Here is a 20,551-nt window from a genome sequence, read left to right as displayed (position 1 = left end):
GCCACTGGTCTCAACCCGTCCTTCGGACCCCCGCTGGGGAGAAGAGACTCGGGGTCGATGCCGTGCCCAAATCTTCCCTCGAATAATGGGAAGGAAAGGCAGGCGGCGTACCCCTTCTCCCCTCGGGGAGAAGGTGCCGGCAGGCGGATGAGGGGGCCACACCCGCAAACTGCGTTGAAAACGAAAAACGGGCGCACGGCTTTCGCCGTCGCCCGTCTTCGTCAAACGGTCCGGTTCAGATGAGGCTGTCGATGAGCTTCGACATGGTGTCAACCGGCATGTCTCCAGAATAGCGCTTGCCATTGATGAGGAAGGTTGGCGTGGCGTCGACGCCGAAATCCTTGGATCCCCTTTCCCGCGTGGCGTTCACTTCATCCAGAAGCTTCTGGTTCGTCAAGCATTTCGTGAAGCTATCCTCAGTAAATCCGGCGAGCTTCGACATCTGCAGCAATGCGGCGCGGCCATCATCGGCGGCGGCCCAGACCTGCTGCTGCTTGAACAGCATCGAAACCATCGGGAAATACTGCTCCGGCGTGCTCATCTCCCCCGGATTGGCGGCGCTGCAGCGGGCGAGCATGAAGGCGGCGGCGGCGCGCGGATCGAAGGGGAATTCGCGGATGATGAACTGCACCTTGCCGGTATCGATGTATTTCTGCTTGATCGTGTCGAAGGTGGTGTTGTGGAAATGGGCGCAATGCGGGCAGGTCATCGACATATATTCGACGATCTTGACCGGGGCGTCGGCCTTGCCCAGCGCCATCTCCGGCAGCGCGCCGGGTTTCAGCACCTCGGCCATGTCGACATCGCCGTCGGACTGAGGCATGTCGGTCGCCGACGTCGCAGCCGTCTCGATGGTATCGACATTGGTGCCGTCGGCCATGGTCTTGCCGGAGGACGAAGCATCGGCAGCGTCCTTGCTGTCGTTGCAGGCGGCAAGCGCTGCGGCAGCTGCGGCGATGGCGATGCCACCCAGGAGGCGGCGTTTCGTCAGTTGCATTTCGGACATCTGCATGGGTTCCCCATAATAATGAGAGTGACGGCGTGACTGTGCGATATAACGCCTGACGGCCGCTCACAAGCCACGGTGAACCAACTTCCTTCAAAGAATTGTGACCGTGATGGGACCGCCAGACAAAACTGTGATCTGTCGGCTTGCTGATTATCGATAGACATCGCGGCGGTTGCCGATGGCAGCATGCCCACGTTTCCAAGCTCACCCTCGGCTGCTCGGTGAAAGTCAATTCTCCATACCATGGCACTCGACCAGCTCGGCCAGCGGCACACTATCGCTCTCGCCCTCGCGAAGCTCGTCGAGGCGTTTTTCGGCGAGATAGATATCCTCTAGATCTTCGATGATGGCTTGACGTGCATAAAAGCTTTTGCTGCGCCCCGTACGCCTGGCAAGCTCATCGAGCCGCGTTTCGATATCAGGTGGCAACCGCAAGGCCAGCATGATTTTTCTCCCGTCCGCTATTGGGTATAGCGCTCAGAAGCTCCCATCGCCAGTAGGCCTTCGCTTGGACGTCCGTGGTTTTCGAGGACCGCTGGATCAGCCATGCAGCCGAGCCCTGACGCGTGGATCCCAGGCTCAAGGCCTGGGATGACGGAGGTTGAGGAGATTGGCAAGAGGCGGACGCCTTATCGCCTGGAAATGTGCAGCAGTTCCGCGACGCTCGCGCACATCGCTCTTGCCGCGACGGGTGAAGCGCATCCAGCATTGGCGCCTCCAGCCTGTCGCCCTCCTCGATCTCGTCATCCCAGGCCTTGAGCCTGGGATCCATAGCCCGCTGATGAATGCGCGGCGCGGGCTAAGCGACGGAGTCCTCAGCCTTCATCCGCTCAGCGTGCAATCGCTCCAATCGCTCAAAAACCGCATCGACATCGATATCCGTGCTCGGATCGTCTATAGCCTCCCGGATTTGTCGACGCGTGATTTCATCGCTCGCATCCCTACGCCGATCACAGCCAGTCTCAGCGTTTCGGACCAATTCAGGCATCTTGCTCATCAGCGCCCACTCCCCCGCTTCCCCATCACCGCCGTGCCAAGACGCTGGATCGCCTGGCGCAGCTTGTCGCCCTCTATCCCTTCCATCATGCCTTCCAGCTTGCGGGCGGCTTCGCCCTTCAGCGGCGGCGGGGTGCGGGAGCGGCGCACGGCCTGGGAGACCGGCTTCTGGACGATGCGGATCTGGTGGACGGCGGCGAAGCCGAAGAAGCTGTTGATGCGCTGGATGAGCTCGCCCTGGGCATGGGTGAGGAAAAGCGCGCGCGCACCTTCGCAAGCGATCGTCAGCACGCCGGGGCGGAAGCTGCCGTCGTCGCCGCCGCCGCGGGCCCAGGCGATCTTTTCCGGCCGGGTGCAATCGGCGAAATCCTCGCCGGCGATTTCGCTCCAGGAGCCGAGCAGCGCCGTGTTGATGCCGGCGCGGCGCGCCAGGACGGGATCGATCAGCCCGTTCGCCAGCTCGGAAATCTGCTTTACATCTTTGCGTGGATAACTCATCGAAACCCTTGGACGCCCCTGCCAATCGCGCAGGCAATTCGCATCGCCGGCTTGATCCGCCGGCATTGCTTCGCCAAGTATAGGGCCTTCCCCTGATCCCGGCAAATCATGACGATCACGACACTAGACAGCCTCTCTGCAAAGCCCCTGCTCGACTGGTACGACCGCCATCACCGCGACCTGCCCTGGCGGGTGTCGCCCGGCATGGCGGCACGCGGCGTCAAACCCGATCCCTATCGCGTCTGGCTGTCAGAGGTGATGCTGCAGCAGACGACGGTGCAGGCGGTCAAACCCTATTTCGCCAAGTTTCTCGAGCGCTGGCCTGAGGTGACCGACCTTGCCGCCGCCGAGAACGACGAGGTGATGGCCGCCTGGGCGGGGCTGGGCTATTACGCCCGCGCCCGCAACCTGAAGAAATGCGCCGAAGCGGTGGCGAAGGACCATCGCGGCGTCTTTCCCGATACCGAAACCGGTCTCAAATCGCTGCCCGGCATCGGCGACTATACGGCAGCCGCCGTCGCCGCCATCGCATTCAACCGGCAGGCGGCCGTCATGGACGGCAATGTCGAGCGGGTGATTTCCAGGCTCTATGCGATCGAGGCGCCACTTCCGGGCGCCAAGCCTGTGATGAAGGACAAGGTGACGCTGTTGACGCCTGCGAACCGGCCCGGCGATTTCGCCCAGGCGATGATGGATCTCGGCGCGACGATCTGCACGCCGAAGCGGCCGGCCTGTTCGCTCTGTCCGTTCCGCGGATCGTGTCAGGCGCTGAAGCTTCGCGATCCCGAACTCTTTCCGGTCAAGACGGCGAAGAAGGAAAAGCCTGTGCGGCAGGGTGCCGCCTTCATCGCGGTGACCGGCGACGGCGAGATCCTGCTCAGGCGGCGCGCTGAAAGCGGCTTGCTCGGCGGCATGACCGAGGTGCCGACGACGGCCTGGACGGCGCGCCTCGACGGCGAGACTTCCGTCACGGCCGCGCCCTTCGCCGCCGCCTGGCAGGCCTGCGGCACCGTCATCCATGTCTTCACCCATTTCGAGCTCAGGCTGTCGATCTGGCGCGCGGCGATCGTTCAGAAGCTGGAAGCGGATGACGGATGGTGGGAGCCGGTTACAAATCTTGAAGCGCAGGCCTTGCCGACCGTCATGAAAAAAGCGATCGCAGCGGCTATTCCTCTCGCGTTCAAAACATCCAGGGCATAACCATGACCACCGACATACAGCATATTGTTTTCGACATCGGCAAAGTCCTCATTCACTACGATCCGCATCTTCCCTTCAGCCGGCTCATTCCTGATGAAACCGAGCGCAACTGGTTCTTCGCCAATATCTGCACCCATGACTGGAACGTCGAGCAGGACCGCGGCCGCACCTGGGCGGATGCCGAAGCGCTGCTGATTGCTGAACATCCGGCTCGCGAAGAGCATATCCGCGCCTTCCGCAAACATTGGCACGAGATGGTGCCGCACGCCTATGACGACAGCGTCGCGATCCTGGAAGGGCTGATCGCCGACGGACGGGACGTGACGATGCTGACCAATTTCGCCTCCGACACGTTTCGCGAGGCGCAGGAGCGCTTTCCCTTCCTCAAGCTGCCGCGCGGCGTCACCGTTTCCGGCGATATCGGCCTGATCAAGCCGGATATCGCGATCTACGAAACGCATACGAACAGCTTCGGTCTCGATCCGAAGGCGACGATCTTCATCGACGATGCGCCGGCCAATGTCGAAGGCGCCAAGGCCTTCGGCTGGAACGCGGTGCTGTTTTCGGGCGCCGAGAAGCTACGCAATGATCTTGCCGCCTACGGATTGAAGGTCTGAGCCATGGCTTTCGACCCGGCCGAGGAAATCGAACGCTTCCACGCCGCGATCAACGCCCTCGATTTCCCTGTTATCGAGGGCTATTTCGCCCAGGACGCGACCTATGTCTCGAACGGCGTCGGCAGTCTTGCCTGCCGCGAAGAGATCATGGCCGCCTTCCGGCGCTATTTCGACGACTATCCCGATCAGACGGCGGAGAATTCGCTGGTTGAAACGCTGACGCCGCTGTCCGGCCGGGCCGTCTGGTCGCTCCGCGCCACCCACAGCAAGACCGGCAAGCCGCTGATCCGCGAGGGCGAGGAGACGATCACCTTCAATGCCGAAGGCCGCATCACCCGCGTCGACGTCACCGATTACAAGGATTTCCAAAAATAGAAGACGCCCGGAGCTTGAACTCCGGGCGCCTTGGCCTTCTTCCGCAACTGGAGGAAACCGGAAGAAGGTATTTCGATCCGCCGAAGGCGTTGCTCACTCCACCTTTGCCAGATCACTGCGGATGACGGACCTGAGATCGTCGATCGGGCGCAGGGACTGCCCGTCTTCGAAATGCCAGAAGGTCCATCCGTTGCATGCATCGAGACCCTGCACCTTAGCGCCGAGACGATGAATAGAGCCGGCCTCGCCGCCTGAAGCGACGGTGCCGTCGGCGCGAACAATGGCGCTGTAGCGGCGTTTGGCGTCGGTCAGCACCTGGCCGGGTTTGATCAGGCCGCTTTCGACGAGCACGTTGAAGGCGACGCGCACCTCGGCCTTCTTGCCGGTCATGACGGTCAGTTCCGCCTTCCCCAGCGGCTCGACGGCGGCGATGCGGGCGGAGGCCGCATCGATATAATCCTGCTCGCGCTCGATGCCGACGAAGTGACGGCCGAGACGCTTGGCGACGGCGCCCGTTGTGCCCGAGCCGAAGAAGGGATCGAGCACGATATCGCCCGGCTTTGTCGAGGCCATGATGACGCGGGCGAGCAGCGCTTCCGGCTTCTGGGTCGGATGCACCTTCTTGCCGTCCTCGCCCTTCAGCCGCTCATTGCCGTTGCAGATCGGGAACAGCCAGTCCGAGCGCATCTGCACGTCGTCATTGGCGGCCTTCATCGCATCGTAATTGAAGGTATAGCCCTTTGCCTTGGCATTGGGGCTTGCCCAGATCATCGTCTCATGGGCGTTCTGGAAACGGCGGCCCTTGAAATTCGGCATCGGATTGGTCTTGCGCCAGATGATGTCGTTGAGGATCCAGAAGTTCAGATCCTGCAGCGTCGCGCCGACGCGGAAGATATTGTGGTAGGAGCCGATCACCCAGATCGAGCCCGTCGGCTTCAAGACGCGGCGGCAGGCGAGCAGCCAGGCGCGGGTGAAGGCATCATAGGCCTCGAAGGAGGCAAACTGATCCCATTCGTCATCGACGGCATCGACCAGCGACTGATCGGGACGGTGCAGCGTTCCGCCGAGCTGGAGATTGTATGGCGGATCGGCGAAGATGACGTCGACGGAGTGGGTGGGCAAGGCTTCAAGGGCGCTGACGCAGTCGCCCTTGATGATCGTGTCAACCCAGGAGTCCGGCCGGGAATCCGACTTGACGGAGGCCTTGAGGTCGGCAAGCGGAAAAACTGATGCCATTCTGATACTCACTCATACGCTATACGCTTAACTCTCCGTTATGGTTACGCAACTTAGTTACCAAAGGCTGAAGGGGTGGCTGATTTCGGGAATTTATTGCGCCAGTAGTCGGACCGAGTCGGCAGAGATGGCACTGTCCGGTTCATACTAATGATTGCCCCTCACCCTAACCCTCTCCCCGTTCCGACGGGGAGAGGGGACGTGCCCTGCGAAACGCTGGAGAGGGACCGAGAGGATGCGGCATATCCCCTTCGCCCCGCGCGCGGGGAGAAGGTGGCGGCAGCCGGATGAGGGGCGCCCTCGCCGATCTCCCAGGCCGGAATTTCGCTTAATATGGAGCTCCTGCGCGTGCCCCAACCAGCGAGAAACACCATCACGCCGCATCATGCACCTTGCGGCTATCCGCCGGCGCCTCGTCGCGTTCGAACATGCCGTAATCGCGCAGGACGCTGGCGATGCGCAGGCGATAGTCGGCGAAGATGCCGCCGCGGCCGGCTTGCTGGGCGGCTCGGTGAGCATCGAGGTTGCGCCATTTTTTGACGGCCTCCTCGTCGCGGAAGAAGGAGAGCGACAGCAGCTTGCCGCGGTTCGTCAGGCTCTCGAAACGCTCGATCGAGATGAAGCCGTCGATCTTTTCGAGCTCCGATCGCAATTCGCCGGCGAGATCGAGATATTTGTGGCGTTCGCCCATATAGGGCACGACTTCGAAGATGACGGCGATCATGGCAGCACCAGCTTGGCGTGAGGGGCGGAGACGTTTTTGAGGAAGATGCGGTCTTCCTTCCGGATAAAGCCTTCGCGCCTGGCGAATTCGTAATTGTCGCGGCCAAGCGGGTCGGCGGCCAGCCTGGCGCGATAGGCTTCGTAAGCGGCGAGGTTTTCGATGTTGTAGACGCCGTAAGCGGTCGTCGCCGAACCCTCGTGCGGGCCGAAATAGCCGATCAGGTCGGCGCCGTTCCGAGGGATCGCCTGGCCCCAGTTGCGGGCATACTCGGCAAATGCCTCCTTCTTGAAGGGGTCGATCTCGTAGCGGATGAAGCAGGTGATCATCGGGGTCTCCTTTTTGCTTCCCCGTTTTTCGCACATTGCCTGACGGCGATGCTTCGGTTACGATCGAACTATGAAGGAAGGTCCTGACATTGCGCAGATCGGCGCACTGATCGGCGATCCCGCCCGCGCCAACATGCTGGCGGCGCTGACCGGCGGGCGGGCGCTGACGGCGACCGAGCTTGCCGGGGTCGGCGGCATCACCGTGCAGACGGCGAGCACGCATCTGGCCAAGCTCGAAGCGGGCGGCCTGCTTGCCCAGCGCAAGCAGGGGCGCCACCGCTATTTCACGCTGGCCGACGAGGCCGTCGCCCGGCTGATCGAAAGCATGATGGGCTTTGCCGCCGGGCGCGGGCATCTGCGCCACCGGCCGGGACCGAAGGAACCGGCGCTGCGCAAGGCGCGCATCTGCTACGATCATCTGGCCGGCGATTACGGCGTGCGCATGCTCGACAGCCTGATTGCGTCGGGTTCGATCGCAGCGGTCGGCGACGGCCTGGCACTCACGGAAAAGGGTGAAGGCGACCTCAAGCGCATCGGCATCGATGTCGGCAGCCTCAAATCGTCACGCCGACCGCTCTGCCGCTCCTGCCTCGACTGGAGCGAAAGACGGGCGCATCTGGCCGGCAGCCTCGGCAAGGCGCTGTTGTCCAGCTTCCTCGACAAGGGCTGGGCCAGACGCACCGCCGAAAGCCGCTCGATCCTCTTCTCGCCGGAAGGCGACCGGCAGTTCCTGAAGCTGTTTCCGGTCGATGCATAAGCATAGACCTGAAGTTTTTTGTAGCTCCGCAACCCGGGGCGACGGGACCAGACCAAGGTCCGGCGCCTATCCGACTGAGGGCCCAGGATAGGAACAGTCACGATGTAACCGAAGTTTGTCAGGCAGCTGTCCATTCTCTTGGAAGGCGACAGCAGCTCAACGACAAATGGAGGAATATACCATGATGAAGGTAACACATCTGGCATTGGCTGCGGCCCTTCTGGCCGGCACGGCGGCTTCCGGCTTCGCCCAATCCTCGAGCACGGTCGGCACCGGCGGTTCGTCGGCCGGCGGCGGAACTGCGAGCAGCACGGTCGGTACTGGTGGCAGCTCTGCCGGAGGCACCTGCCCTGCCGGCGCGACCAACTGCACCCCCGGTTCATCCTCGACAGTCGGCACAGGCGGCTCGTCGGCTGGCGGCGGCACATCGAGCAGCTCGGTTGGTACCGGCGGCTCGGCCGCGGGCTCGGGATCAGGCTCCGGTTCCGCTTCGACGCTCGGCACGGGCGGTTCCTCGGCCGGTGGCGGCACATCGAGCAGCTCAGTCGGCACAGGCGGCTCCGCCGCAGGCTCGGGCGATGCGAATTCGGCTTCGAGTGTCGGCACCGGCGCCTCGTCGGCTGACGGAGACAAAACGGGCAGCACCGTCGGCACCGGCAGCAGCGCTGCAGGCTCCAACGACAACCAGGGCAAGAAGGGCTGCGCGCCCGGCCAGGTCAAGAAGGATGCCGCCGGCACCGAGGACTGCAAATGATCCCGGGCCGGCGCCCTTGGGGCGCCGGCCAAACCCTTGGGAGATAAACCAATGACCCGGTTTTCCATAATCGCACTCGCCGCTTCGCTCGCTCTGATCGCCGGCCCAACCATGTCGGAGGAGATCAAGCTCGACGACGGAACGACCTGCACGATCGTTCAGTCACAGGCGGGTAACACTTCCACCACCGTGACGGCTGGCAATGGGCAGGTGTCTTCCTCGACCACAACAGGGAGCGGGTCGGCCGGCTCGTCCTCGTCATCCGCCTCTGCCGGCTCCTCGGCCAGCTCCGGAAGCGTCGACAGCTTTTCCACTGCAAGCATCACCCGGCCTGACGGCACCGTCATCACCAAGCGTTCCGATGGCACCTGTTCGATAACGAAACCTGCGAAATAGGAGATGGCAATGAGACATATCAATCTTATCGCGGCCGCCTCGATCGCTCTACTCGCGTCGAGTTCGGCCGTCCTTGCGGAAGAATGCAATGCGGCCGGCACCGTCGGAACGGCTGGAAGCGCTTCGGCCGGCGGTACATCCGCCAGCTCTGTGGGAACGGCGGGCGCCTGCCAGACCGACGGCGGCACGACATCCTCGATCGGATCGGGGGGAAGTGCGGCCACAACCGACGGCAAGGCGCAAAGCAAGACTCATATCAACGACAATGGCGACAAGCTGAAGGCGCAGACCAAGGCCCAGGCGGTCGACCAGGGAACGTTCAGCAAGTCGCGCACCAAGACCAGCACCGATGGCGACTCGCTGCAAAGCACGACCCGCACCATGTCGCATGTGCCCGGCGAGAAGCCGGTCAAGAGTACCACCACCAATAAAATCATCCTGCCGGAGCAGTAGGTCAGGAGGGCTCGCTTCACTCGGACGGAGGCGAGCCCATGGCCCTCGATGGGCCGGAGCCGAAGTGCTTGCTGACATTCTGCGTCTTCGTGAAGAGCTAGACCCTGACCGGCCCGTGTTCAGTTCATCGAGTGGAACGTCTCGAAGATAAGCGCCCTCAGCCAGCGATGAGCGGGATCTGCGTCCATGCGCGGGTGCCAGGCCTGGACGATGTTGAAACCCGGCACGGCGACCGGCAGGTCGAAGGTTCTGATCTCTCTCGTCGCCGCGGATCTGCAATAGGACTTCGGAACCGAACCGATCAGATCGGATGAGGCTGCAACTGAAATCACCGCCGGGAAACTCGGCACGATCAGTCTGACATCCCGATCCAAGCCCAGTTCGGCAAGCGCTCTGTCGACCGGCCCGGCGTAGTCCGCCTGCGTCGAGAAGACTACGTGGCCGCAGGCAGCATAACGCTCAGCCGTTATCCGGTCTGCGTCGAAGATCGGATGCCCCACCCTTGCGACGCCGACGTAGCGATCCTCGAAAAGGCTCTGGCAACGCAGCTCGCCGCTGTCTCGCGGGAGCACACCGATGTCCAGATCTATCGCCGCCTCCCGCAATGCCTGAACGTCTTTGTCGGATCTCGGCGCAAAACGAAGCCTTATTCCCGGTGCAGCCTTCGTCACTGCGGCGCTCAGATCCGCGGCGTAGAGAAGCACGAAGGCTTCGTTGGCGCGGATCGTGAAGTGGCGCTGCACCTCCCGAATGTCGACGGTCGACGGCGGGCTCAGCACCGCTTTCACAGCGTCTTTTAACAGATGCACATCTTCGGCAATGGCCAGGGCATGGGGCGTCGCAACCATGCCGCGGCCGGCCGGCACCAGGATCGGATCACCGAGCGCAGTCCTCAAGCGTGACAGTGTCCGGCTCATGGCGGACGTGCTGAGGCCAAGCCGGCGCGCGGCAGCCGATACGCTTCGTTCGGCCAGCAAAGCGTCCAGCGCCACCAGAAGGTTCAGATCGAGATCAGACATGGCGCGATCCTAGCAGACGTGGCGCCACGCGCAACTGATCATTGCTTCCGTTGCGTCTGGCGCAATTGGTGAGCTGGGAGTAACTAGTCACCATCCCAGGCACACCGAGGATTTCCCCATGTCTCTCAGCTACACCACACCGGTTTCTCAAGAAGGTCTGGCGGCGCCCCGACGCTATCTGGCGGTCGCCCTCCTGCTTCTGGCGGTTGTTCTCGTCGTATTGGATGGAGCGATCGCCAATGTCGCCTTGCCGTCGATTGCACTCTCGCTGCAGGCGGAAGCGGATAACACCGTATGGGTCGTCTCGGCCTACCAGTTGGCCGTGCTCGTCGCCATTCTTCCATGCGGGGCGCTCGGAGAGATCTACGGCGCCCGGCGGGTCTTCCTGATCGGCGTCGCGCTGTTCACCGCGGCTTCCGCAGCCTGCGCCTTGGCGGGCGACCTGCCCTTGCTGATCCTTGCGCGTTTCGCCCAGGGCCTTGGCGCGGGCGCGATCATGGCGCTGGCGATGATGATCCTGCGCCAGGCCTTGCCGCAGCGCATGCTCGGTCCGATCATCGGCATCAATGCCATGGTCATCGCAATTTCCTCCGCCGCCGGCCCCGGCATTGCCGGCGCCATCCTCTCCGTCACGACCTGGCCTTGGCTGTTTGCGGTCAATATACCGCTCGGCGTTATCGTTCTCCTCGGCGGCGGCCTGCTCGGCCACGTTGAGGGCGCGAAGCGGAAGCTGAAGGCGAAGGCGTTGCTGGCCAATACGCTGATGTTCATCCTGTTCTTCTCAGGCGCCGACCGGATAGCCACCGCGCCGGTCAGCGGTGCCGCCCTCATCGCCGCCTCACTCGCCTGCCTATTCGCCCTGCTGCGTCTGGAACGAAACAGTGACCTGCCTCTGATTCCGACCGACCTGTTAGCGGCGCCGGCATTCCGCATGGCGGTGATCGCCTCGATCTCCTGCTTCTGCGGACAGATGCTGAGCTACATCGCCCTGCCCTTCTACCTCCAACACAGGCTGCACATGACGCCGGTTCTGGCTGGTCTCTACATGATGCCCTGGCCTGCCGCGACAGCAATCATCGCGCCGATCTCGGGACGTCTGGCAAACCGGTTCAAGACCTCATGGCTTTGTGGAATCGGCGGCGCGCTTATGGCGCTTGGCCTTCTGGTGGCCGGTCTCACACCGCCCGACCCGAGAGGTATCGGATTTCTCGTCGGCACGGTGATCGCCGGCCTCGGCTTCGGACTGTTCCAGACTCCCAACAACCGAATTCTGCTGCTTTCGGCACCGAAAGCCAGAAGCGGTGCCGCGGGCGCCATGCAAGGGACCGCGCGGCTTCTCGGCCAAACCTTGGGCGGGGTCGCGATGTCGATCATTTTCGCAACGCTGCCCTTGTCGGCGGCGCTCGACTTCGCGGTCGCCATTGCAGCCGGCTGCACGGCGATCGCCGGCCTGGTCAGCCTGAGCCGAGCTCGTTACGAAGCGGCGGGGCAGCCTGCAACGGCCTGAAGTGCCCGCTTCATGGGCGTCCGGCGACCGTGGTTCCACCGAGCCGGTCGCCTGCCGCATCGCAGCCATGCTGGAGATCAGGTTGAGCTTTGGCCTGCCATCGTGTAAAGCCGCAGCATCCCCTGACAAGACCAGACTTTCAGCAAGGCGTGAACATATGGACGGCTTCGACCTCATCATCTTCGATTGCGACGGCGTTCTCGTCGATTCCGAAATCATCGCCGCGGAGGTCGAATCCGCGCTGTTGACGGAAGCCGGATATCCGATCGGCGCCGAGGAAATGGGCGAGCGCTTCGCCGGCATGACATGGCACAACATCCTGCTGCAGATCGAGCGCGAGGCGAGCATCCCGCTTTCGGCCTCGCTGCTTGATAAGTCGGAGCAAGTGCTCGACGTCAGGCTGGCGAACGACGTCAAGGCCATACCGGGCGTCGAATTCGCCGTCTCCCGGCTGCCGATGAAGCGCTGCATCTGCTCGAATTCGAGCACGAAGCGGCTCGACATGATGCTCACCAAGGTGGGTCTGAAGCCGCTGTTTGCACCTTACATCTTCTCCGCCAAGGATCTCGGTCCCGACCGCGTCAAGCCGAAGCCCGACATCTTCCTGCACGGCGCAAGCCGCATGGGCGTCTCGCCCGACAAAACTGTCGTCGTCGAGGATTCCGTGCACGGCGTGCATGCGGCGCGCGCCGCCGGCATGCGCGTCATCGGCTTTACCGGCGCCTCGCACAGCTACCCTGCCCATGCCGACAAGTTGACCGATGCCGGCGCCGAGACGGTGATTTCCCGCATGAACGACCTGCCGGGCGTGGTTGCCGCGCTGGCGGCCTGGGAAGGCGTGCTTTAGGAACCTGCGGTCATTGCGCGGGCAGGCTACGACCATCGCCCGCCGCCGCTGCCGGATGCTCTCCGGCCTCCCCTCGCTCCGTCGTCCTCTGCCTTAATCCGGAGCCTATGCAGCGGGCATTGCGTTAAGAGCGACGGCATCCATCTGCGAGGAAATTAGCGAGCCAAGTGCGAGGTTGTGGATCCCAGGGTCAAGCCCTGGGATGACGGAGTGTGGGGTTGGCTTCGTCGCCAGACGCACCGCCGGCGCAATTTTGAGGCGCTGTTTTTGCCGTCGCTCTATCGCGGCTGCTGAGCCGATGTCACCAGGCACCACATCTCCTCCGTCATCCCAGGGCTTGACCCTGGGATCCATGCGGCTGCCACCCCGTGAAGAGACACGGCATCCAACCCCAGGGAAATTAAAGAAGTCGAGTGCGGAGCTGTGGATCCCAGGGGCGGCGGTCGTCTCCGTCTCACGTCAAAACGCCATCAGCAGCCAAATGCGAAACGTTGTCCGCGCGATGACCCCGGAACAGATCGATGAGGCTGCCAGATGTTGCTCGAACCGGCCGGCTCACGCGGCGGCCAGACCGCACTTTACCCGAAATAATCAGCTGCTCTTCTTGCTCTTCGCCGGCTGGGTGTCGAAGCCGACGTTGACGCGCACCAGCGCGCCGGCGCCGACCGGCATCTGGATGCCTTCCTTGCGGAAGATGACCTGCGTGCCCGGGGAGCCGGCGGGGATTTCGGTCGGGAACTTGGTGACCTCGGAATAGAGCACGTTCTCGCCATCGAGGATGGTGACGCGGACCGGCAGCGTCACCGGGCCGGGATTGCCGGCCGGGCCGGTGATCAGCCGCAGCTGGGCGACCACGGTCATCGTCAGGGCCGTGTCGTTCAGCGTGCATTGGCGGGTGTAGTCGCCGAAGGAGGCCTGGAAGACGATCTGCTGCGGGTCGTCCTTCTTGCCCTTGGCATAGGTGCGGAAGATCGCATCCTGGTCACGCAGGAAGATCTGCGGGCAGGCGCCCTGGACGACGGGGGCGACGGCGCCCTGCGCCGTCTTGGCCGTGCCGATCGAGGGGTTGTTCGAGGAGGGGTTGGCCGGCGCCAGCGGCATGATCTGAGCATTGCCGTTCGGCTGGGTCGGCGCCGCCTCCGGCTTGCTGTCGCCGCCGATGCCGAGCGAGTTGCAGCCGGCAAGCAGGGCAACGAAAGACGTGGAGATGATAAGACGCGAGACCTTGCCGAGCACTATGTTCCACCCTTTGCACAAGCGTTTCTTGGAGGCCCCAGTCTTTTTCGCGAGGCCTTTCACGACGGTTTGCGATGGTCTATATCAGCGGCGCAAACAAAAATCGATTGGGTACGCGCCGTTTTGATGCACTTTTCGCCGCCGGATGCGGGCAACTTCAACAAGATAACGGCAATGGTATGGCCTGAGGCCAGCCGCTTGCCGGTTTCCGGCAGAGCAGGCCCCGGCTCTGCCCGGTCGAATTTCTTCCAGCGATAGATCAAGGATGACCAACGTGGACTATATCTCGACCCGCGGCGAGGCCCCTGCCCTCGGCTTTTGCGACGCCCTGCTGACCGGGCTGGCGCGTGATGGCGGGCTCTATGTTCCCCGGGAATGGCCGCAGTTTTCGAAGAAAGAAATCCGCGCGCTGAGGGGCAAGAGCTATCAGGAGATCGCCTTTACCATCCTGTCGCCCTTCACCAATGGCGAGATCCCCGCGGCGACGTTCCGGGCGATGATCGACGAGGCCTACGCCACCTTCCGCCATCCGGCAATCGCGCCGCTCGTCCAGACCGGGCCGAACAGCTTCGTCATGGAGCTCTTCCACGGCACGACGCTCGCCTTCAAGGATGTGGCGATGCAGCTGCTCGCACGGCTGATGGATTATGCACTGGAAAAGCGCGGCGAGCGGGCGACGATCGTCGGCGCCACCTCGGGCGATACCGGCGGCGCGGCGATAGACGCTTTCGCCGGGCGTGAGCGCACCGATATCTTCATTCTCTTTCCGCACGGCAAGGTCTCGCCGGTGCAGCAGCGGCAGATGACGACCTCGACGGCCGCCAATGTGCATGCGCTGGCCGTCGAAGGCAATTTCGACGACTGCCAGAACCTCGTCAAGGCGATGTTCAACGACGCGGCATTCCGCGACAAAGTCAGCCTGTCGGGCGTCAACTCGATCAACTGGGCGCGCATCATGGCCCAGATCGTCTATTACTTCACCACGGCGGTGGCGCTCGGCGGGCCGGACCGGAAGATCTCGTTCACGGTGCCTACCGGCAATTTCGGCGACATCTTCGCCGGCTACTGCGCCAAGCGCATGGGCCTGCCGATCGACCGGCTGGTCATCGCCACCAACGAAAACGACATTCTGACCCGCACGCTGAAGACCGGCCGCTACGACATGAAGGCGGTCAAGGCGACGACTTCGCCGTCGATGGACATCCAGATCTCCTCGAATTTCGAGCGGCTGCTCTTCGAAGCCTATGGGCGCGATGCCTCGAAGGTGCGCGCTTCGATGGAAAGCCTCAAGCAATCCACTGGCTTCGAGATTGGCCCGCAAGCGCTGAAGGCGATCCGCCGCGACTTCCGCGCCGGCCGCGCCAGCGAGAGGCAAGTCGCCGAGACGATCCGCAAGACCCATGCGGCAACCGGCTATCTCCTCGATCCGCATTCGGCGATCGGCGTCTTCGTCGCCGCCAAGAAGGAGAAGCCGAATACGCCGATGGTGACGCTTTCGACCGCGCATCCGGCGAAATTCCCGGCCGCCGTAAAATCGGCCAGCGGTATTGACCCGGCGCTTCCGACGTGGCTTGCTGATCTGATGCACAGGGAGGAGCGCTTCCAGATCATCGAACCGGAGCTTAAAGCCGTTCAAACCTTTATCGGCAAACACGCCCGCGGCAAGACGACGGCAGGCGCAGAAAGATAGCCAATGACAGTTGAGTGCACCCGGCTGAAATCCGGGCTGACAGTAGTCACAGAAACCATGCCGCACCTTGAAAGCGTTGCGCTGGGTGTCTGGATCAAATCGGGATCGCGTAACGAGACGGCAGACGAGCACGGCATCGCCCACCTGCTCGAACACATGGCCTTCAAGGGCGCGGCCCGCCGCTCGGCCCGTGAGATCGCCGAGGAAATCGAGGATGTCGGCGGCGAGGTCAACGCCGCCACCTCGACCGAGACGACCTCCTATTACGCCCGCGTGCTGAAAGACCACGTGCCGCTCGCCGTCGATATCCTCGCCGACATCCTGACGGAATCGGCCTTCGAGGAGGAGGAGCTGGAGCGCGAGAAGCAGGTGATCCTGCAGGAGATCAACGCTGCCAACGACACGCCCGACGACGTGGTGTTCGACCGCTTCTCCGAGGCCGCCTATCGCGACCAGACGCTCGGCCGGGCGATCCTCGGCACGCCGCAGACCGTCGTTTCCTTCACGCCGCAGCAGATCCGCGCCTATCTCGGCCGCAACTATACGACCGACCGCATGTTCGTGGTGGCGACCGGCGCCGTCGATCATCAAGAATTCCTCCGCATGGTCGAGGATCGTTTCGCCAGCCTGCCAACGTCGCCATCCGCCCCGCCGGTCATGGAAGCGGCGCGTTATGTCGGCGGCAGCGTGCGCGAACCGCGCGATCTGATGGATGCGCAGATCCTGCTCGGCTTCGAAGGCAAGCCCTACCATGCCCGCGATTTCTACTGCTCGCAGATCCTCGCCAATATTCTCGGCGGCGGCATGTCCTCGCGGCTGTTCCAGGAAGTGCGCGAATTCCGCGGTCTCTGTTATTCGGTCTATGCCTTCCATTGGGGTTTTTCCGACACCGGCATCTTCGGCATTCATGCGGCGACCGGCGGCGAAAACCTGCCGGAGCTGGTGCCCGTGATCATCGACGAACTGCACAAATCCGCCAATGAGATCCACCAGAAGGAAATCGAGCGCGCCCGCGCCCAGATCCGCGCCCAGCTGCTGATGGGCCAGGAGAGCCCGGCCGCCCGCGCCGGCCAGATCGCAAGGCAGATGATGCTCTACGGCCGGCCGATCTCCAATCCGGAGATGATGGAACGGCTGGAAGGCATCACCATCGAGCGGCTGACCGATCTCGCCGGCCGGCTGTTCTACGACACGGTGCCGACGCTGTCGGCGATCGGGCCGCTGGAACAGCTCGCACCGATGGAAGACATCACCGCCTCGCTTTCGGTCTCGGCGCCGAGGACGATGCAGGCAGGCCGCTGAGCCGACATCCGTCTGCCGGGAGTGATCGATGCCAAAATCGGTGTTTCGGTTCCTGTCGCGGCAGCCGGATGCAGTCGAACTGGAAAACGACAAATATCTCCTGCGCCTGCCGCGCTACCAGGATTTCAACCAGTGGCACCGGCTGCGGGCGGAAAGCCGCAACTTCCTTGAACCCTGGGAACCGACCTGGCGGCGCGACGAGTTGACGGAGGGCTCCTACCGCGCCCGCGTCATCCGCGGCAAGCAGGAATATGCTTCCGGCCAGGCGATCCCGCTGTTCATTTTCCTCAAGGAAAAACGCACCCTCGTCGGCGGCGTCACCATCGGCTATATCAGGCGGGGTGCGGCACAAAGCTGCATGATCGGCTACTGGATGGGCGAACGCCATGCCGGCCAGGGGCATATGTTCGCCGCTCTGCAATTGGTTATTCCTTACATCTTCACCGGGCTTGAGTTGCACCGTATCGAAGCAGCCTGTATTCCAGATAACGCGCGCAGCATGCGTCTGCTTGAAAAGGCCGGGTTTCAGCGGGAAGGCTATCTGCGCGGATATTTGAAGATCAACGGTCAGTGGCACGACCATGTGATGTTTTCACGGCTCGCCACCGATACGGATAAAGGCAGGATAACCGACAGCCGATGACCAGAGACCGCATGCTGCCCAAGTCACCGTCCGGACGAGTGATCGCGGTGATCGCAGCCCTTTTCCTGGCGGCCTTCGCCCTTGCGGCGGGTGTTGCCCGGGCGGCCGAACCGGTGAAGATTTCCCGTGACGATACCGCGCTCGACCTGACGGCGACGACCGAGATCTACGCCAACCAGGGCGAGGCCTTCCAGGTGTCGACGGCGGCCGGCGCCGATGGCATTCGCCGCCGCATCGAGGTCCGGGCGAGTTCGGAGAATCACCAGGGCGACTGGGCGGTGTTTGCGCTTGCCAACGTCTCGGAGGAACAGCTGGAGCGCGTCATCGTCGCGCCGCATTTCCGTCTGGTCAATTCCAAGCTGTTCTGGCCGGATCTCGGCTCGCAGCGCATCAGCGCGATCACACCGAGCGAAGGTTTTGCGCTGGACCGGCAGCCGAGCGACGAGGCCGATGTCTTCCGCATCACGCTGAATCCCGGCGCCGTCATCACCTTCGTCGCCGAACTGTCGACGCCGGAGTTGCCGCAGATCTATCTCTGGGAGCCGAACGCCTACAAGGATACGATCAACGCCTTCACCCTCTATCGCGGCATCGTGCTCGGCATTGCCGGCCTGCTGGCGGTGTTTCTCACCATCCTCTTCGTCGTCAAGGGCACCTCGATGCTGCCGGCGACGGCCGCGCTTGCCTGGGCGGTGCTCGGCTATATCTGCGTCGACTTCGGTTTTCTCGGCAAGCTGATCAGCGTCGCCTCGGCCGACCAGCGAATATGGCGTGCCTGCGCCGAAGTGGCGCTCGCCTCGAGTTTCGTCATCTTCCTCTTCACCTATCTCAACCTCAATCGCTGGCATGCGCATCTCGGTTACGCCACGCTCGCCTGGGTGCTCGGCCTGGCGCTGCTCTTCGGCGTGGCGATCTACGATCCGTCGATTGCCGCCGGCATCGCCAGGCTGTCCTTCGCGCTGACGGCGGCGACCGGGCTGCTGTTGATCATCTATCTCGGCTTCAACCGCTACGACCGCGCCATTCTGCTGGTGCCGGCCTGGGCGCTGACGCTCGTCTGGCTGTTCGGGGCGTGGCTGACCGTCACCGGCCGGCTCGACAACGACATCATCCAGCCGGCGCTCGGCGGCGGCCTGGTGCTGATCGTGCTCTTGATCGGCTTTACCGTGATGCAGCACGCCTTTGCCGGCGGCGCTTTCCAGCAGGGGCTGTTTTCCGATCTCGAACGGCAATCGCTGGCGCTGACCGGCTCCGGCGACATGGTGTGGGACTGGGACGTGGCGCGCGACCGCGTCGTCACCATTCCCGATGTCTCGGTCAAACTCGGCCTCTCCCCCGGCACCATGCACGGGGCGGCGCGCAACTGGCTGCCGCGGCTGCACCCTGACGACCGCGACCGCTTCCGCGCCACGCTCGACGTGCTGCTCGAACACCGGCGCGGTCGGCTGAATCATGAATTCCGCATCCGCGCCGAGGACGGGCATTTCCACTGGCTGCTGATCCGCGCCAGGCCGGTGCTCGGCTCCAACGGCGAGATCATCCGCTGCGTCGGCACGATCGTCGACGTCACCGAGCAGAAGAACTCCGTCGAGCGGCTGCTGCAGGATGCGCTGCACGACAATCTGACCGGCCTGCCGAACCGGCAGGTCTTCCTCGACCGGCTGCAGGCGGTGCTGGCGCTGGCGCCGGGCGGCGACACGCTCAGGCCCACCGTGATGGTGATCGATATCGACCGCTACAAGCTGGTCAATGACGCGCTCGGCGTTGCGGCCGGCGACAACATCCTCATCGCCTTGACCCGGCGGCTGCGCCGGCTGATGAAGCCGCAGGATACGCTGGCGCGGCTTGCCGGCGACCAGTTCGGCCTGATCCTGGTATCCGAGCACAATCCGGCCAAGGTTGCCGATTTCGCCGATGCGATCAGCAAGGCGATCATGGTGCCGATCAACTTCTCCAACCGCGAGATCATTCTGACCGCGTCGATCGGGCTCGCATCCTGGGTGGACAGGCAGGAGAGCGCCAGCGGTCTGCTCAGCGACGCCGAGCTTGCCATGTACCGGGCGAAACGGGCCGGCGGCAACCGCGTCGAACCGTTCCTGCCGGCCTTCCGCGATTTCGGCACCGACCGGCTGCAGCTCGAAACCGATCTGCGCCGCGCCATCGAACGCAGGGAATTGTCGATGGTCTACCAGCCGATCGCCCGGCTGGAGGATGTCGAGGTCGCCGGCTTCGAGGCGCTGATGCGCTGGGAACATCCGAAACGCGGCAATATCCCGCCCTCCGAATTCATCCCGATCGCCGAGGCCTCCGATCTCATCGGCCCGCTCGGCATGTTCGCGCTGGAACAGGCGACCAACGACCTGATGAGCTGGCAGACCCAGACCGGCGAATTGCCGATCTTCGTGTCGATCAATCTGTCGAGCGTGCAGCTGCTCAACAACGAGCTCTATGACGACGTGCGTTCGGTCCTCGCCAAAACCCATTGCGCGCCTTCGCGGCTCAAGCTGGAACTGACGGAATCCATGGTGATGGAAAATCCGGAGCAGGCCCGCCTGGTACTGCAGAAGCTGAAGGAAGCCGGCATTGGCCTGGCGCTCGACGATTTCGGCACCGGCTATTCCTCGCTTGCCTATCTCACCCGCTTCCCCTTCGACACGATCAAGCTCGACAAGGCGCTGGTGCGCGACGGCAGCGACAAGAAGGCGACCGTGCTCCGCTCGGTCATAGCGATGGCGCGCGAGCTGGAAATGAAGGTGGTGGCCGAAGGGATCGAATCCAACGAGGATGCGATCGAGCTCGCCAAGATGGGCTGCAGCTACGGGCAGAGCTATCTGTTCGGGCCGCCGATCCCATCGGAATCGGTGCTGCGGCTGCTGCGCGACCGGTTTCCGCTGACGAAAAGGGCTTGAACGCAGGCGAACGGGCTGACCGGTTTTCCGCCTGCGCAGCGCGCCTCTCCCATGAAT

General features: G+C 63.3%; 22 protein-coding genes. 13 read left to right on the top strand and 9 right to left on the bottom strand.

The genetic code is table 11. The annotated features are described in order from the left end of the window. Positions 1 to 235 precede the first annotated feature (235 nt). From C4N04_RS24350 to C4N04_RS24335, 3 genes are all read right to left on the bottom strand, one after another. Positions 236 to 1,012 (bottom strand): DsbA family protein, encoded by a 777-nt coding sequence (locus C4N04_RS24350; protein ID WP_096762574.1) that lies wholly within the window; start codon positions 1,010 to 1,012, stop codon positions 236 to 238. A gap of 225 nt (positions 1,013 to 1,237) precedes the next feature. Continuing rightward, complete coding sequence (locus tag C4N04_RS24345; protein WP_106797208.1) at positions 1,238 to 1,453, bottom strand: TraY domain-containing protein; 216 nt, start codon at positions 1,451 to 1,453, stop codon at positions 1,238 to 1,240. A gap of 552 nt (positions 1,454 to 2,005) precedes the next feature. Then, positions 2,006 to 2,503 carry a DUF721 domain-containing protein gene (locus tag C4N04_RS24335; RefSeq protein WP_038692305.1) on the bottom strand — a complete coding sequence of 166 codons (498 nt, stop codon included), beginning with the start codon at positions 2,501 to 2,503 and terminating at the stop codon, positions 2,006 to 2,008. A gap of 108 nt (positions 2,504 to 2,611) precedes the next feature. On the opposite strand from C4N04_RS24335, the gene mutY reads away from it, so the two are divergent. The 3 genes from mutY to C4N04_RS24320 are packed head-to-tail and all read left to right on the top strand — an operon-like array spanning position 2,612 to position 4,695. Beyond that, entirely contained in the window at positions 2,612 to 3,703 is a 1,092-nt protein-coding gene (mutY, locus tag C4N04_RS24330; RefSeq protein ID WP_106797207.1) for an A/G-specific adenine glycosylase, read from the top strand. A 2-nt stretch (positions 3,704 to 3,705) separates the two neighbouring features. Continuing rightward, positions 3,706 to 4,320 carry an HAD family phosphatase gene (locus C4N04_RS24325; RefSeq protein ID WP_096762575.1) on the top strand — a complete coding sequence of 205 codons (615 nt, stop codon included), beginning with the start codon at positions 3,706 to 3,708 and terminating at the stop codon, positions 4,318 to 4,320. A gap of 3 nt (positions 4,321 to 4,323) precedes the next feature. Beyond that, entirely contained in the window at positions 4,324 to 4,695 is a 372-nt protein-coding gene (locus C4N04_RS24320; protein ID WP_038687371.1) for a nuclear transport factor 2 family protein, read from the top strand. A 93-nt stretch (positions 4,696 to 4,788) separates the two neighbouring features. Here C4N04_RS24320 and C4N04_RS24315 read toward each other — a convergent pair whose 3' ends face one another. The 3 genes from C4N04_RS24315 to C4N04_RS24305 form a co-directional block, all read right to left on the bottom strand. Then, on the bottom strand, positions 4,789 to 5,931 hold the full coding sequence (locus C4N04_RS24315) for a site-specific DNA-methyltransferase (RefSeq protein WP_039618319.1): 1,143 nt from the start codon (positions 5,929 to 5,931) through the stop codon (positions 4,789 to 4,791). Positions 5,932 to 6,304: 373 nt separating this feature from the next. Beyond that, positions 6,305 to 6,655, bottom strand: a complete 351-nt coding sequence (locus C4N04_RS24310; protein ID WP_096762576.1) for an antibiotic biosynthesis monooxygenase — start codon at positions 6,653 to 6,655, stop codon at positions 6,305 to 6,307. Then, positions 6,652 to 6,981 carry an NIPSNAP family protein gene (locus C4N04_RS24305; protein ID WP_009989779.1) on the bottom strand — a complete coding sequence of 110 codons (330 nt, stop codon included), beginning with the start codon at positions 6,979 to 6,981 and terminating at the stop codon, positions 6,652 to 6,654. Before C4N04_RS24305 ends, C4N04_RS24310 begins: the two co-directional genes overlap by 4 nt. 70 nt (positions 6,982 to 7,051) lie before the next feature. Here C4N04_RS24305 and C4N04_RS24300 point away from each other — a divergent pair, with 70 nt between their 5' ends. The 4 genes from C4N04_RS24300 (at position 7,052) to C4N04_RS24285 (ending at position 9,341) form a co-directional block, all read left to right on the top strand. Continuing rightward, on the top strand, positions 7,052 to 7,738 hold the full coding sequence (locus C4N04_RS24300; RefSeq protein ID WP_086156082.1) for a metalloregulator ArsR/SmtB family transcription factor: 687 nt from the start codon (positions 7,052 to 7,054) through the stop codon (positions 7,736 to 7,738). A gap of 181 nt (positions 7,739 to 7,919) precedes the next feature. Further along, positions 7,920 to 8,492: a hypothetical protein gene (locus C4N04_RS24295; RefSeq protein WP_086156430.1), complete on the top strand. Its 573-nt coding sequence runs from the start codon at positions 7,920 to 7,922 to the stop codon at positions 8,490 to 8,492. A 51-nt stretch (positions 8,493 to 8,543) separates the two neighbouring features. Continuing rightward, positions 8,544 to 8,888: a hypothetical protein gene (locus tag C4N04_RS24290; protein ID WP_038687366.1), complete on the top strand. Its 345-nt coding sequence runs from the start codon at positions 8,544 to 8,546 to the stop codon at positions 8,886 to 8,888. Positions 8,889 to 8,897: 9 nt separating this feature from the next. After that, positions 8,898 to 9,341: a hypothetical protein gene (locus tag C4N04_RS24285; RefSeq protein WP_096772267.1), complete on the top strand. Its 444-nt coding sequence runs from the start codon at positions 8,898 to 8,900 to the stop codon at positions 9,339 to 9,341. 119 nt (positions 9,342 to 9,460) lie between these two features. Here the strand turns inward: C4N04_RS24285 and C4N04_RS24280 are convergent, their stop codons facing one another. After that, positions 9,461 to 10,360 (bottom strand): LysR family transcriptional regulator, encoded by a 900-nt coding sequence (locus C4N04_RS24280; protein WP_106797206.1) that lies wholly within the window; start codon positions 10,358 to 10,360, stop codon positions 9,461 to 9,463. Between the two features lie 118 nt (positions 10,361 to 10,478). On the opposite strand from C4N04_RS24280, the gene C4N04_RS24275 reads away from it, so the two are divergent. Both C4N04_RS24275 and C4N04_RS24270 read left to right on the top strand, forming a co-directional pair. Next, positions 10,479 to 11,867: an MFS transporter gene (locus C4N04_RS24275; protein WP_183599161.1), complete on the top strand. Its 1,389-nt coding sequence runs from the start codon at positions 10,479 to 10,481 to the stop codon at positions 11,865 to 11,867. 157 nt (positions 11,868 to 12,024) lie between these two features. Beyond that, positions 12,025 to 12,714, top strand: coding sequence for an HAD family hydrolase (locus tag C4N04_RS24270; protein WP_106797205.1), 690 nt, complete (start codon positions 12,025 to 12,027; stop codon positions 12,712 to 12,714). Between the two features lie 591 nt (positions 12,715 to 13,305). On the opposite strand, the gene C4N04_RS24255 is transcribed toward C4N04_RS24270, so the two are convergent. Further along, positions 13,306 to 13,953, bottom strand: a complete 648-nt coding sequence (locus tag C4N04_RS24255) for a hypothetical protein (RefSeq protein ID WP_179363813.1) — start codon at positions 13,951 to 13,953, stop codon at positions 13,306 to 13,308. 56 nt (positions 13,954 to 14,009) lie between these two features. Further along, positions 14,010 to 14,213 (bottom strand): hypothetical protein, encoded by a 204-nt coding sequence (locus tag C4N04_RS24250; protein ID WP_106797204.1) that lies wholly within the window; start codon positions 14,211 to 14,213, stop codon positions 14,010 to 14,012. Between the two features lie 2 nt (positions 14,214 to 14,215). On the opposite strand from C4N04_RS24250, the gene thrC reads away from it, so the two are divergent. Genes thrC through C4N04_RS24230 form a run of 4 tightly spaced genes read left to right on the top strand, consistent with a single transcriptional unit; the run spans position 14,216 to position 20,494 of the window. Next, a complete protein-coding gene (thrC, locus tag C4N04_RS24245) occupies positions 14,216 to 15,640 on the top strand; it encodes a threonine synthase (protein ID WP_086156076.1) in 1,425 nt (474 codons plus the stop codon). A 3-nt stretch (positions 15,641 to 15,643) separates the two neighbouring features. Continuing rightward, positions 15,644 to 16,942: a pitrilysin family protein gene (locus C4N04_RS24240; RefSeq protein ID WP_106797203.1), complete on the top strand. Its 1,299-nt coding sequence runs from the start codon at positions 15,644 to 15,646 to the stop codon at positions 16,940 to 16,942. A gap of 28 nt (positions 16,943 to 16,970) precedes the next feature. Further along, positions 16,971 to 17,585: a GNAT family protein gene (locus C4N04_RS24235; protein WP_009994254.1), complete on the top strand. Its 615-nt coding sequence runs from the start codon at positions 16,971 to 16,973 to the stop codon at positions 17,583 to 17,585. After that, positions 17,582 to 20,494: a sensor domain-containing phosphodiesterase gene (locus C4N04_RS24230; protein ID WP_106797202.1), complete on the top strand. Its 2,913-nt coding sequence runs from the start codon at positions 17,582 to 17,584 to the stop codon at positions 20,492 to 20,494. The genes C4N04_RS24235 and C4N04_RS24230 overlap by 4 nt, the downstream gene beginning before the upstream one ends. The last annotated feature ends 57 nt before the right edge of the window (positions 20,495 to 20,551 follow it).

The organism is Rhizobium sp. H4 (assembly GCF_003013335.1).
Lineage (GTDB): Bacteria > Pseudomonadota > Alphaproteobacteria > Rhizobiales > Rhizobiaceae > Rhizobium > Rhizobium sophoriradicis.
The sequence above is the reverse complement of the archived record's forward strand: the minus strand, read 5'-3'. Positions and strand labels throughout refer to the sequence as shown.